General features: G+C 68.4%; 13 protein-coding genes. 1 reads left to right on the forward strand and 12 read right to left on the reverse strand.

Translation table 11 applies throughout. The features are described from left to right. Positions 1-20 precede the first annotated feature (20 nt). The 5 genes from OHZ10_RS35260 to OHZ10_RS35280 all read right to left on the reverse strand — a co-directional run bounded on the left by OHZ10_RS35260 (position 21) and on the right by OHZ10_RS35280 (position 4961). Positions 21-212 (reverse strand): DUF2964 family protein, encoded by a 192-nt coding sequence (locus tag OHZ10_RS35260; RefSeq protein WP_342706465.1) that lies wholly within the window; start codon positions 210-212, stop codon positions 21-23. 15 nt (positions 213-227) lie between these two features. Continuing rightward, a complete protein-coding gene (locus tag OHZ10_RS35265; RefSeq protein ID WP_059242111.1) occupies positions 228-707 on the reverse strand; it encodes a universal stress protein in 480 nt (159 codons plus the stop codon). Positions 708-884: 177 nt separating this feature from the next. After that, positions 885-2660 (reverse strand): hypothetical protein, encoded by a 1776-nt coding sequence (locus OHZ10_RS35270; protein ID WP_342706466.1) that lies wholly within the window; start codon positions 2658-2660, stop codon positions 885-887. Between the two features lie 2 nt (positions 2661-2662). Then, positions 2663-3790: a 2-dehydro-3-deoxygalactonokinase gene (locus OHZ10_RS35275; protein WP_342706467.1), complete on the reverse strand. Its 1128-nt coding sequence runs from the start codon at positions 3788-3790 to the stop codon at positions 2663-2665. A 49-nt stretch (positions 3791-3839) separates the two neighbouring features. Beyond that, positions 3840-4961, reverse strand: coding sequence for a porin (locus tag OHZ10_RS35280; RefSeq protein ID WP_063805316.1), 1122 nt, complete (start codon positions 4959-4961; stop codon positions 3840-3842). 319 nt (positions 4962-5280) lie between these two features. Here OHZ10_RS35280 and OHZ10_RS35285 point away from each other — a divergent pair, with 319 nt between their 5' ends. Continuing rightward, entirely contained in the window at positions 5281-6276 is a 996-nt protein-coding gene (locus tag OHZ10_RS35285; protein ID WP_063805298.1) for a LacI family DNA-binding transcriptional regulator, read from the forward strand. Positions 6277-6296: 20 nt separating this feature from the next. Here OHZ10_RS35285 and OHZ10_RS35290 read toward each other — a convergent pair whose 3' ends face one another. The 7 genes from OHZ10_RS35290 to OHZ10_RS35320 form a co-directional block, all read right to left on the reverse strand. Then, positions 6297-7202 carry an SMP-30/gluconolactonase/LRE family protein gene (locus tag OHZ10_RS35290; protein WP_174994065.1) on the reverse strand — a complete coding sequence of 302 codons (906 nt, stop codon included), beginning with the start codon at positions 7200-7202 and terminating at the stop codon, positions 6297-6299. A 71-nt stretch (positions 7203-7273) separates the two neighbouring features. Further along, positions 7274-8353 carry an ABC transporter ATP-binding protein gene (locus tag OHZ10_RS35295; RefSeq protein WP_059242120.1) on the reverse strand — a complete coding sequence of 360 codons (1080 nt, stop codon included), beginning with the start codon at positions 8351-8353 and terminating at the stop codon, positions 7274-7276. Positions 8354-8384: 31 nt separating this feature from the next. Further along, positions 8385-9530 carry a galactonate dehydratase gene (gene dgoD, locus OHZ10_RS35300; protein WP_059242122.1) on the reverse strand — a complete coding sequence of 382 codons (1146 nt, stop codon included), beginning with the start codon at positions 9528-9530 and terminating at the stop codon, positions 8385-8387. Next, a complete protein-coding gene (locus OHZ10_RS35305) occupies positions 9527-10312 on the reverse strand; it encodes an SDR family oxidoreductase (protein WP_342706468.1) in 786 nt (261 codons plus the stop codon). Before OHZ10_RS35305 ends, dgoD begins: the two co-directional genes overlap by 4 nt. Before the next feature lie 4 nt (positions 10313-10316). Next, entirely contained in the window at positions 10317-11219 is a 903-nt protein-coding gene (locus tag OHZ10_RS35310) for a carbohydrate ABC transporter permease (RefSeq protein ID WP_174994062.1), read from the reverse strand. Further along, a complete protein-coding gene (locus OHZ10_RS35315; protein WP_011349624.1) occupies positions 11216-12085 on the reverse strand; it encodes a carbohydrate ABC transporter permease in 870 nt (289 codons plus the stop codon). Before OHZ10_RS35315 ends, OHZ10_RS35310 begins: the two co-directional genes overlap by 4 nt. Before the next feature lie 70 nt (positions 12086-12155). Next, positions 12156-13391, reverse strand: a complete 1236-nt coding sequence (locus OHZ10_RS35320; protein WP_174994060.1) for an ABC transporter substrate-binding protein — start codon at positions 13389-13391, stop codon at positions 12156-12158. Positions 13392-13467: the final 76 nt, after the last annotated feature.

Here is a 13467-nt window from a genome sequence, read left to right on the forward strand (position 1 = left end):
AAAGACGCAGCCTCCCCGCGTCATTCCTCGCCTTTCGCGCCCGGATTGAGCATCACGACGAAGCCGCCCACACCGACGATCAATGCGATCGCGCCGCCACGCAGCGCCATCGCTTCGTCGAACAGCAGCCCCGTTACGACGGCCATCATCCCCACGAGCGACACGAACACGGCGATCGCCGCGACGACGATGCGGTACTGGCGGCGGATCATCGCTCGAGCGCCGCGTTACGCCGCAGCCGCGGCCGCCGCTTCGTCGGCATCGTCGCCGCGAATCAGCAGCACCGGGCACTTGGAGCCGCGCACGAAGCGCTCGGCGACGCTGCCGAGCAGCACGCGCCGGATCCCGCGCCGCCCGTGCGTGCCGACCACCGCGAGATCGATCCCGTGCTCCTTCACGTAGCGCTGCAGGCGCTCCGCGATGTCCTCGCCGATGCTCTCGGTCTCGACGAGTTCGGCTTCGCCTTTCGCGCCGGCCAGCGCGACGATCTGTTCGGCTTCACGCAGCACCTTGCGCCCGTCGTCGCGGATTTCCTCGACGAGCGCGTGCGGATCGAAACGTCCCGCGTACGTGAACAGCACCGACTTGTCGACCACATACACGACGCTGACGTGCGTGTCGCTCGCCAGCGCCACTTTCACGGCCTCGGCAAGCGCCTGTTTCGACGAAGCACTGCCGTCGACGGCCACCATGATCTTCTTGTACATGCGAACCTCGCTGGGGTGAACTGCCGCGCGCCCTGTCGCGCGCGGCCATGTCACCATCATCGGCCGACGGCGGGCCCGGATGTTGACGACGATCAAGCCGGCGGGCGTCCGGCCTGCGACCGGACGACGCACGCGCCGGGCACCGGGCGCCACGCATCGACGCCCGCGCCCGTCCCGTCATCGCGCGTGCGGCGCGCGGTACTTGTGCCGGTCGAACCCGCTGTCGCGCAACCAGGCACCGGCGACCGCGTCCACGTCCTGTCCGGCGAACGGCAGCACCGTGTCGGGCTGCGCACCGTGGCGATAGTTCGGCCCGGCGAACTCGGAATCCGCCGCATAACCGAAGTACGCGTTGCCGCTCCACACGATGTTCGCGTAGCTGCCTTGCGCATTCTTCGTCCGGTAGATCGCGCCGCTATCCGAAGCGTTGTAGAAGCGGTTGCCCGTCACCTGGAACGCGTTCGCATAGCTGAGGTTCTCGACGATCGGCGTCACCAGCCCCGGCGTACGCGTGATCACGACGTTGTCGCGCACCACGGAATCGGCCGATCCCGCCGCCGAGACGATCCGCCGCTTGTCGTTCAGGCTCAGGTTGTTTTCGACGATTGCCCCCGTCTCCTGCGCCGTGTGACCCAGGCCGTCGGAACCGCATCCGCAGAACAGCATCAGCCCGCCGTCGTTGTCGTGGCTGAAGTTCGCAGCCACGCGCGTGTTGCGCGTGCCGAGATCCGCGTCGAACGCCATCCCGTCGCCGGCTTCGATGTTGTTCTGCAACCGCACGCCGTTGACTTCGTTGTACTGGAACAGCGCATCGTCGGTGTTGATCGCCCACGCGCCGGCGCTGTTGCCCGGTGCGCGCATCCAGATGTCGTACAGGTGGTTCGCCTCGACCTTCGGCGCGGTTGCCGTGCGCACGATGATGCCGTCGCCGCCGACGTTGTGGATCAGGTTGTTGCGCAGCACGACGCGCGTCATCGGGAAGTAGTCCGACGCCGCCTGCGTGGCCGGATTCGTCAGGTAGGCCGGATTGCCCTTGTACGGCGGATAGTCGCCGCACGGCGCACCGCCTTCGCGGCACATCCACGCGGAGCGCGTCGACAGTGCGACCGCATCGACGGCGTAGATTTCGCTGTTCTCGACCGCGATGTCGTCGAAGTTGGTCGGCTTCTCCTTCGTGCCGACGACTTCGTTGTCGCGCGTCACCTCGAACAGCATCCCGCCGGTCGTCTTGTACGAGCCGACCGTATTGCCGGCGACATCCTTCAGATAGCCGCGAACGTGATGCACGTACACGTCGTCGACATGGTAGTGGCTGCCCGTGCCGTAATCCTCGAGCCGCACGTACAGCCCGAGGCGGCCGCCGACGGTCGTCGCATCGTTGGTCAGTTCCAGCGAACGGATCTCCCAGTACTGCGTGTTGTACAGATAGATCGCCGCGCGGTTCACGGTCGGGTTGTCCGTCTTGCACAGCGAGTAATAGCCGCTGAATCCGTTGGGCGTCTTGTGCTGCTCGGTGATCGACTGGTCGGGGTCGGCCGTCGTATCCGCACAGCCGGCCGCGATGACGGGGCGCGATGCCTTCGGGTCGCCGTATGCATCGACGACGATCGGTGCGCCGGCCGCGCCGGTACTGCCCGGCGCGGGCGTAAAGCTGCCGTTGCAGGTGGTGCCGCGCTTGAAGCGCACGTGCGTGCCGGGTGCGAGTACGATCCGGTTCAGCGTCGCGAGATCGCGGATCGGATTGGCCGGGGTGCCGAGCGTCGCGGGCGATCCCGTTCCATTCGCGCCGAGCGAACAGTCGACGTGCAGCGTGCCGGGCGTCGCGCCGCCGGCCTGCCCGGCCACGGACGCGGCGGCAAGCTGCTGCCCCGCCACGCCGTCCGCCGATTCTCCACCGCCGCATGCGGCCAGCGCGCCGATCAGCGGCGCTGCGACAATCTTCCAGTGTTTCAAAGTCAGTCTCCCGAAATATTGCATTCGTGATCCGGCACCGGGTCGACCGCCGGTCGCTCCGCATGCCGTCCGCCCATTCCGGCAGCCGGTTCGTCCAGACGAACCGGCGCCCCCTCGCTTGCCGCGGGCAACAGCCCTGCCCGCTCGGCCAGCACCCACAAACCGGCCGCCGCCGCGCCGTCGATCGTGTCCACCGGCGGCCAGCCGAACAACGACGCCGCGTGCCGGTAACGCGAGCACAACGCGGCATCGCCAATCAGCATCGGTCGCGGCGCGCCGGCGCCTGCTTCGGCGCCCGGCCCGTCGCCTTCCGCGGCAAGCCCCGCAAGCTCATGCCCGATCAGCACGCCGGACAGGTAGTCGCGCTGCTCGGCGGCCGCCAGTTCGCCGGCCAGCAGCCGCGCGCGGCTGCCGAAGATCGTCGCGAGCAGCCCCGTCGCATGGCCCGCCTGCGCCGCGTGCACGCCGCGCTCGAATGCATCGCGCGCGAACGCGGCCGGCGGCCGCATCGTGCGGCCGAGCAGGCTGTGCGTGCACAGCAGCGCGTACAGCTCGCCGGTCATGAACGTGCGGAAGCGCTCGATGCGCGAGCCGCGCACGGCAACCCATTTCGAATGCGTGCCCGGCAACCCGATCCACCGGGCAGGCGCCGAGTCGTGCGCCGCGCCGCCCGCATGCAGCGCGCCGACGATCTGCGTCTCCTCGCCGCGCATCACGTTCGCGAGTTCGCCGCGCTGGATCAGCCCCGGCACGATGTGCACGATCGCGCCGCGCCGCGCGTGTACCGGCTGCAGCGACGCGCCGAGCCGCACCGCATCGATCGGCACGTCCGCGTACGGCGCCTCGCGCCAGCCCTGCGCACTGCCGACCATGCCGGCCGCGACGACCGGCAAGTCCGGCCACGCATCGAGCCACGCGCCGCAGACGCTCTCGAACGCGTCATCGCAAGCGTCGGCGATCGCAACGCCCGCGCCGCCGATCTGCATCACGCCTTTCGGCGCGGCGCGTTCGTCGAGCACGGTGCGCGCGTCCGCCATCAGGTACGCGCGCAGCGACGTGGTGCCCCAGTCGAGTGCGATCAGGCGTGGCAACGGCGATTGCCCGCTGGCACGTGGTGTTGCATCTTGCATAGGATTCCTCTGTTTGACGGTTGCGGCTCGCTGCGTGATTCGGCCTGGATCAGAAGAGCGTCTCGATCCCCGCATAGATGCCTGTCTGTCCGTGCCCCGGCATCGGCGACGCGCCCAGCCCGTTACCGTTGCCGAGCCCCGGCGACTGCGGGTTCACGCCCAGGTTCGCGTTCGCGCTGTTGAACACGTGCGCGGCCGTCGCATACAGGAACGTGCGCTTGGACAGGTCGTACATCGTGCCGAGCCCGATGATCGTCGAGCGCCCTTCGCCGCTGTGGTCGGCGGTCCACTGGCCCGCGTCGATCTTCATCGAATAGACGGCGCCCTGCAGATGCAGGAACGGCGTCGCGTCGTACGTCAGGCCGCCCCAGTAGTAGTTCGCGGTACGCGACAGGCCGGCCGGCGTATCGGGCGCGCTGTAGCGCGTATAGCCGAGTTGCACCAGCGCCGGGCCGAAGCGCTCGCGCACGCCGATGAACGCTTCCTGCGACGCGGTGAACAGGTTGTCCTCGCGGCCGTACTGGTTGCGGATCTCGTTCCAGATGGCGCGCACTTCGAAGTCGCCGTGCGTATAGGCCACCGTCGCGCCGTCGGACAGGCCCGTCGCGCCGACATTGTTCGGCGAGCCGCGCAGCCAGCCGTTCGAGCTGTTGCCGAGGTTCGCCTGCAGCGCGAACGAGAAGCCGCCGAACTTCGGCGATTCGTAGCGGATCCCGTTCGACAGCTTCGGGCCATTGCGGTACGACGTCAGCGATTCGACCGAGTAGTTCTCCTCGAGCAACGGATCGTACGACCAGATATAGCTGTTGATGAACGAGCCCTGCCCGAGCCTCAGGAAACCGTAACGCTCGTTCTTCAACCCGATCCACGCGCCGCGCTGGAACAGCACGCCGCCGCCGTAGTTGCCGTTCGCCGCATTGATCGACGACTCGAGCCAGAATACCGCCTGGTTGCCGCCGCCGAGATCCTCCTTGCCGGTGATGCCGAGGATGCTCGTCCCCCAGTCGTTGCCTTCCGAGAAGCGCGAACCGGTCGAATGCGGGCCGTTCTGCACGCCGCTCAGGTACTGCACGTCGCCGCCGACGCGCCCCCACACCGTGACGCTCGACTGAGCCTGCGCCACCGCCGGCACCGCCAGGGCCAGCGCCGCGATCCACCCGTACTGTCGCATCAAGATCTCCTCCTGCTTTTCGTTGACGTTTCGTCTGATTTGGGAAAACGCTTTCCCTCAACGGCAAAAAAATTTCGCGGCGGTTGTCGTGTGTCGTTTTCCGCTACGTTTCGAACGGAAGGCACGCGTGCTATGCTCGCGAAATGGGAAAGCGTTTTCATTGTCGGCGCGCGATTGCGCTTTTTCAAGAAAATTCTGGCCCCCCAAGGGATACTACCGAGTCCGGTCGCGCGGCACGCCTGCGATGCCGCCGCACGGCCGCCGCCGCCGGCGCGCATGCTATGCTCGCCGGCAAAATGCACTGACACTCACTTTCACCGTGGCCAAGATCAACGAAGTCGCCGCCGCTGCCGGCGTCTCCATCGGAACCGTCTCGAAGTTCATCAACAAGACGAAGCGCTTCTCGCCGGACGTCGAGCGCCGCATCGCCGAGGCGATCGAGCAGCTCGGCTACGAGTCGAACCCGCTCGCGCGCTCGATGGCCACCGGCCAGACGGGTGCGGTCGGCGTCGTGATCCAGGACATTCTCAACCCGTACTTCACCGCGATGGTCAAGGGCGTGAACCGGATCGCGCAGCGCAACGATTTCGTCGTCCTGATCGTCGATGCCGACGAGAACCGCAAGGGCGAACGGCCGGCGCTGACGAAGCTGAGCCGGCGCGTCGACGGGCTGATCCTGAACACCAGCATGCCCGACGACGACCTGCGCTGGACCGCGAGCCTCGGCAAGCCGGTCGTCGCGGTCGGCTCCGCGCCGCGCGACGGCCTGCTCACGCTGTACTCCGATCCGGTCCGCGCGGGCGAGATGCTCGGGCAACACCTGTTGATGGAGAAATACCAGCGCTTTGCGTATATCAGCCTGCCGAACGCGCGCGGCGACGACGAGCGCCGCGCCGGCGCCGAGCAGGTGCTCGCGCGTGCCGGCCTGCCGCTGCGCACCTTCAGCGTGCCGCGCGCGACGGTGGCCGACGGCGAGCGCGTGTGCGCGTCGGTGATGCTGTCGGCCGAGCCGCCCGACGCGGTGATCTGCTACAACGACATGATCGCGGCCGGCTTCATCAAGGAAGCCGAACGGCTCGGCATCTCGATCCCGCACGACGTCGCCGTGTGCGGCTTCGACAACCTCGAACTCGGCAAGCTCACGTCGCCCACGCTGACGTCGATCGACACCGAAACCGAGCGCGCGGGCGAGGTCGCGATGACGACGCTGCTCGACGCACTGGCCGGCAAGTCGCCCGATCCGCATACGATGCTCGATGCGCGGCTGGTCGTGCGCGAATCGACGGTGCGGCCGCGCGACGCGCGGCGCCGCTGACCGCCCGGCCGTTTGCCCGTTCAACGCGGCGTGGCCGCGACCGCGTCACCGAGCCATGCGTGCGCAACACGATGCTGTTCGAGCCCGGCGACACCCGGGCGTGTCTCGAACAGGCTGCCCGCGAGCGGCCCGCGCAACAGCCCGTCCGCGCTCACGTTGACCGACGCCGACGTGACGAACAGCGTCGCACGATCGGCGCCGCCGAACGCAACGCTGGTCGGCCGCTGCACCGGCATCTCGACAACCCTGTCGAGCGCGCCGTCGGGCGCATAGCGATGCAGCCGCCAGCCGTCCCAGACCGCCGACCACACGCCGCCTTGCGCATCGACCGCGAGCCCGTCAGGCACGCCGCGCGCGTCGTCGAACGTCGCGAACGGCCGCGCATTCGACAACTGCCCCGCAGCGACGTCGAAGTCGTACGCGAAGATCGTACGGCGGCCGGAATCCGTCACGTACATCGTTGCGCCGTCCGGGCTCCAGCCCATTCCGTTCGCACAGGCGAAACCCGCGACCGCGACACGCGACGCACGCGCATGCTCGAAGCAATGCAGATCGCCGGGTCCGTCGCCGTCGTCGGCCATCGTGCCGACCCAGAAGCGGCCGCGCGCATCGACCGCGCCGTCGTTGTAGCGCAGCGACGGCCGCGCGTGCGCGGCGTCGGCCAGCCGTTCGAGCGTGCCGTGTGCGGGGTCGAACAGGTGCAGGCCGCTCTTCAGCGCGACGAGCAGCCGCCCGTCGTCGACGCTTGCGACGCAGCCGGCCAGCTCCGGCAGCAGCCAGAAGCCCGTCTGCCCGTGGCCGGGCGTGTAGCGGTAGAGCGCGGTGCGCTTGATGTCGATCCAGTAGAGCGACGCCGAGCGTTCGCACCAGAGCGGGCCCTCACCCAGGATCGCGTTCGCGCCCTGTACCAGTTTTACTGTCGTCATCGAAATTCTGTTTTTGTGCATGCGTTCGGCCGCCCGCCGGTGCGGCGGGCGGAACCTGCCGGGAGCCGGCCTTACAGCGCGCGGCCCGCGTCGTCGAAGAAGTGCGCGTGCCGCATGTCGACGCGCACACCGACCGGCTGCCCCGACGCGACCGCATACGCGTCGCGGTTCTGCCGCACCGACAGCGGCCGGTCGTGGCCCGCGAGTTCGACATAGACGATCGTCGCGTCGCCCAGATGCTCGGCGTGCGTGACGCGGCCGTCGAGCCCCGTGCCGGGCGCGCCGACCGTGAGGTTCTCCGGCCGGATCCCGAGCTGCAGCGAACCCGACGGCCACGTGCGCGACACGTCCTGCGTCGCGGCGAGCGAGCCACCCGGCACGTCGAAGCGCGGCGCATCGGCGCCGCCCCGCGCGCGGCACGGCAGAAAGTTCATCGACGGCGAGCCGAGGAACGATGCGACGAAATGGTTCGCCGGCTGCTCGTACAGCGACAGCGGCGAGCCGACCTGCTCGATGCGCCCGCCGTTGAACACCGCGATCCGGTCGCCGAGCGTCATCGCCTCGACCTGGTCGTGCGTCACGTAGATCATCGTGCTGCCGAGCTCGCGATGCAGCCGCGCGAGTTCGAGCCGCATCCCGCCGCGCAGCGCCGCGTCGAGGTTCGACAGCGGTTCGTCGAACAGGAACACGCCCGGCTTGCGCACGATCGCGCGGCCGATCGCGACGCGCTGCCGCTGGCCGCCCGACAGCGCCTTCGGCTTGCGGTCGAGCAGCGCGGACAGCCGCAGCGCTTCGGCCGCCTGCCCGACGCGCGTGCGCGTCTCCGCCGCGTCGACCCCCGCGAGCTTCAGCCCGAACGCCATGTTCTCGAACACCGTCATGTGCGGATACAGCGCGTAGTTCTGGAACACCATCGCGAGCCCGCGCTTCGCGGCCGGCACGTCGTTGACGCGGCGGCCGTCGATCAGCAGGTCGCCCGACGTGATCTCCTCGAGCCCCGCGAGCATCCGCAACATCGTCGACTTGCCGCAGCCCGACGGGCCGACGAACACCATGAATTCGCCGTCCTCGATGTCGAGGCTGACGTCCTTGATCACATCCGCGCCGTCGTCGTAACGCTTGCGGATCTGCTTGAGCGACACACTTGCCATGATTGCGTTTCTCCTCGTCCGTTCGTGCCGCTTACCATTCGGCGACCGAGCCATCCTCGCGGCGCCACACCGGGTTGCGCCAGCGGTGCCCGGTCGCGGCGGCTGCCCTCACCTTCTCCTCGTCGATCTCGACGCCGAGCCCCGGCGCATCCGGACGCGCCACGTAGCCCGCGTCGAACGCGAACGGGATGCCGCGCGTGTACGCATACATCGCGTTGTCGTCGTGATAGGCCACATTGGTCGACTGCTCCTGGATGAACGCGTTCGGCGTGCAGAAATCGATCTGCAGCGACGCCGCGAGCGTCAGCGGGCCGAGCGGGCAATGCGGTGCGACCGCGACGTCGTACGCTTCGGCCATCGCCGCGATCTTGCGCAGCTCCCAGATACCGCCCGTATGACTCACGTCGGGCTGCACGATATCGACGACACCTTCCTGCAGCAGCGCCTTGAACTGCCAGCGCGTGAACAGCCGCTCGCCCGTCGCGAGCGGCACCGCGCAATCGCGCGCGACTTCGCGCAGCGCGTCGTTGTGCTCGGGCAGCAGCAATTCCTCGTAGAACATCGGATCGAACGGCGCGAGCGCTTTCGCGAGCGCCTTCGCAACCGGGCGGCGCACGCGGCCGTGGAAGTCGATGCCGAGCCCCACTTCCTTGCCGATCGCGTCGCGTACCGTGCCGAAGCGTGCGACCGCGCGGTCGATCGCCGCCGGCGATTCGATCCAGTCGGTCGCGTTGACGACCCCCATCTTCAGCGCGGTATAGCCGGCCTCGACGAGCTGCCGCGCGTTCGCGGCCATCTCTTCGGGGGTGTCGCCCTTCACGTGCGCATAGACCCGCGCCTTGTCGCGCACGGGGCCGCCGAGCAGGTCGTAGACGGGCACGCCGAGCGCGCGCGCCTTGATGTCCCACAGCGCCTGCTCGATGCCCGAGATCGCGCTCGTCAGGATCGGGCCGCCGCGATAGAAGCCGCCGCGGTACATGACCTGGAACAGGTCCTCGATGTGGCGCGGATCGCGGCCGATCAGGTAGTCGGCGAGTTCGTGCACGGCCGCCGCGGTCGTGGCCGCGCGCCCTTCGACGATCGGCTCGCCCCAGCCGGCCAGCCCTTCGTCGGTGCTGACCTTGACGAACTGCCAGCGCGGCGCGACCGCGAATGTTTCGATTTCGGTGATCTTCATGTGGAGGAACGGGTCCGGTTGAACAGCAGTGCCGACATGCCGTTGTCGGCGACGAGATCGGCGCCGGCAATGCCGGTCGCCGCGTCCGACAGCAGGAACGCGGCGATCCGGCCGATATCGGCCGGCTCGTTGATGCGCTGCGCGGGATGCAGCGCGCGATACGCGTCGAGCAGCGCGGGATCGCGCTCGAGCGCCGCGCCGATCGGCGCGTTCAGCGTGAAGCCGGGGCTCAGCGTGTTGACGCGGATGCGCTGCGGCGCGAGGCTCGTCGCCATCGCGCGCGACATCGCGACGATGCCGCCCTTGGTCGCCGCGTACATCTCGAAGCCCGGCACGCTCGCGCCCGCATGGTTCGACGCGATGTTGACGATCGCGCCGCCGCCGGCGCGAGCGATGCGCGGCGCCGCGAGCTGCGCGCACTGGAACATCGAGCGCAGGTTGGTGCGGTACAGGCGGTCGCAGTCGTCGAGCGAGAACGCATCGAACGGGCCGTGCAGCGTAATGCCCGCGTTGTTCACGAGCCCGTCGAGCCGGCCATGATGCGCGTCGACGCGCCCGAACAGCGCGACGACGCTCGCCGGATCCGCGACGTCGGTTTCGACGAACAGCGCGTCGCGGCCGCCGAGCCGTTCGCGCACCGCATCGGCGCGCGCGACGTTCTTCTCCGCGACGACGACCTGCGCGCCGCATTGCGCGAGCACTTCGACGATGCCGAGACCGATGCCGTCGCCGCCGCCGGTGACGACGATCACGCGGCCGTCGAGCGATTCGAATGGATTCATGATTTCACCCCTTGACCGCGCCGGCCGTGATGCCCGCGACGATCCTGCGCTGAAGAATGAAGAACAGCACGAGCAGCGGCAGCGTGCCCATCACCGCCGCCGGGAACAGCTTGGTCGGGTCGATGTCGTTGGTGCCGATGAAGCGGAACACCGCGACCGTGATCGTGAACTTCGACGAGTCGGTCAGGAACAGCAGCGGATAGACGAGGTCGTTCCACACCGACAACGTGACGAACATCGCGAGCGTGCCGGTGATCGGCCGCAGCAGCGGCAGCACGATGTACCAGTACACCTGCAGCGGGCTGCAGCCGTCCATCACCGCCGCTTCTTCCAGTTCGAGCGGAATGCGCTTCAGGAAGCTCGTGTAGAAGAACACGCCGAGCGGCAGGCTCTGCACGGTGTACGCGAGCACGACGCCGAGATACGTATTGAGCAGGTGCAGGTCGCGGAACAGCACGTACAGCGGCGTCAGGCTGACGAACATCGGGATCGTCAGGCCGAGCGTCAGCACGATGTAGACCGCGGTCGACAGCCGGCCCTTCACGCGGGCCAGCGGATAGGCCGCGAGCGACGACAGCAGCGCGACGAGGAACGTGACCGCGAGCGTGATGCCGATCGTGTTCGCGACGCTGCGCCAGTAGTTCATCTCGGTGAACACGGCCACGTAGTTGCCGAAGAACACGTGATCGGGCAGCCCGAGCGGGCGCGCGATGATGTCGTCGCCGGTGCGCAGCGACATCAGCACCATGTAGATCGTCGGCAGCAGCACGATCGCGACGATCGCGATTGCGGCCACCAGCCGCGCGAAGCCCGGCACGCGGCGCAGCAGCGTGCCCGCGCGCAGCCCGCCGCCCGACGTGCCGGCGGACGGATGGTCCGCATGAAAGCGTTGGCGGATGACGTTCACAGGTTGTCCTCCCGGCGGCGCAGGATCGTGTTCTGGGTGGTCGCGACCACCACGACGATCGCGAGCATGATCATCGACAACGCGCTCGCGAAGCCGAACTTGTAGTCGTTGAACAGGCTGTGGAAAATTTGCAGCCCGAGCGTGGTCGTCGCGCCGTCGGGCCCGCCGTTGGTCAGCACGAGCGGCAGTTCGAAGGTCTTCAGCGTGCCGATCGTGCTCAGCGTGATGTTCACGGTGAAGGCCGGCGCGAGCAGCGGCAAGTCGATGCGCGTGAAGCGCACCCACGCGTTCGCGCCGTCGAGCTTCGCCGCGTCGTGCAGTTCCGACGGAATGTTCAGGTAGCCGGCCAGGAAGATCGCCGTCGAATAGCCGACGTACATCCACACGTGCACGGCCGTGACGGCCGGCAGCGTGACCGACGGATCGCCGAGCCATACCTGCTGCAACGCGTCCAGATGCACGAGATGCAGCAGCTCGTTGATGCCGCCGCCGAGGGGCGAGTACAGGTACTCCCACACGAACCCGGCGATCACCGCCGAGAACATGCTCGGCACGAGCAGCCCGACCCGCAGCGCGCCTCGCAGCCGCGGCAGCGAGAACAGCAGCGCCGCGAACAGCAACCCGAGCCCGTTCTGCACGATCACGACGATCGCCGCATACGCGAACGTGACGACGAGCGTATGCAGGCTCGCCGGATCGCGAAACGCGGCCGCGTAGTTCGCGAGCCCGATCCAGTGCGCATCGCCCACGCCGGAGAAATCCGTCAGGCTCATCCGCGCGGCCTTGAACAACGGATACAGGCTCAGCAGCGCGTACAGCGCGAGCGCCGGCACGGCGCACCACAGCAAGGTCCGGTTGCGCTTCATCGTGCGCCTCCTTCGTCGAACCGCGCCGCGCACCCTCGCGCGGCACGGGAAATGTCAGCAGTCAGGCAGCTCATCGCGCGGCCGCATCCCAACGGGCGAGCAGTTTCGCCGGGTCCTGCCCGATGTCGAGGAAATACGCGGACATCGAATTCCAGATCGCCGTGAACAGCGCGCCGGTCCACACGCCCTTCGGATACAGCACGACGTGCCCGTTCTTCTGCGCGGCCGCGTACGGCTGCGCCTGCGGCGGCATCGCGTCGGTGCCGCCCTCGAATGGGCTGAACCCGGCTTCCGCGTCGAGGAACTGGCGGTCGTTGTCGGGGCGCGCCCAGAACGCGAGCCACTTCTTCGCGGCATCGGCCTGGTGCGACGCCGCATTGATCGCCCACGCGGTGCCGAGCATGTCGAGCGCGACCGGCCCGTTGCCGGACACGAGCGCCGGCAGCGGCGCGAACTGGAACGACAGCCCCTTCGTCGCACTGAACTTCGCGATATTCCACGCGCCCTGCGGCATCATCGCGACGCGGCCGGCCTGGAATTCGGTCAGCCCCGTGCTCCACGCGCTCACGCCATTGTTCAGGCGCGGCACGAAGCACTTCGCGTCCGCGAGCACCTTCAGCGCAGCCATCGATTGCTTGAACGCCGGATCGGCCGCGAAGCGCGCGCTGCCCGCACCGACGAACGACTCGGCGCGCGCATCCGCGTCGCCGCCGCCGGCCGCGAGCCCGGACGCGATCACGAGCGCCGCGGGCGCCCAGCCTTCCTTCGCGGGCAGCAGCATCGGCGTGATGCCGGCCGCCGCGAGCTTCCCGCACGCGGCTTTCAACTGGTCGACGTCGGTCGGCACCGTCGCGATGCCCGCGCGCTTGAGCAGGTCGAGGTTCGCGAACAAGCCGATGCCGACCAGTTCCATCGGCAGCATGTAGGTCTTCCCGCCGATCTGCGTATGGGTGCGCACGCCGCGCCAGATCGTCGGCACCCACTTCTCGCCGCTCAGGTCCAGCAACTGGTGCGCGCCCTGCCACTGCCGCATCAGCTCGCGGTCGACCATCAGCACGTCGGGCCCGTTGCCGCCCTGCAGCCGCGACGCCACGACCGTCGTCGTGTCGTTGCGCGACATGTATTCGAACTTGACCTTGATGTCGGGGTTTTCCTTCTCGAACTTTGCGATCAGCGCCGCCATGTTGGCGGGCTCGGCGCCGCCGCCCTTCCAGCCCGTCACGTCGAGCGTGACCGGCGCGGCGCACACCTGCGCCGCCAGCACTGAAAGGACTGCGAAAGTTACCGCTCGAAGCCTGTTGAACATCTGCTGTCTCCACGTTGTTGTTGAATCGTTGCGCACGGCCAGTGGCGTGCGGCGGCCGGCTGTGCGGCATGCAGCC

The sequence above is a fragment of the Burkholderia arboris genome (assembly GCF_038723655.1).
Classification (GTDB): Bacteria; Pseudomonadota; Gammaproteobacteria; order Burkholderiales; family Burkholderiaceae; genus Burkholderia; species Burkholderia arboris.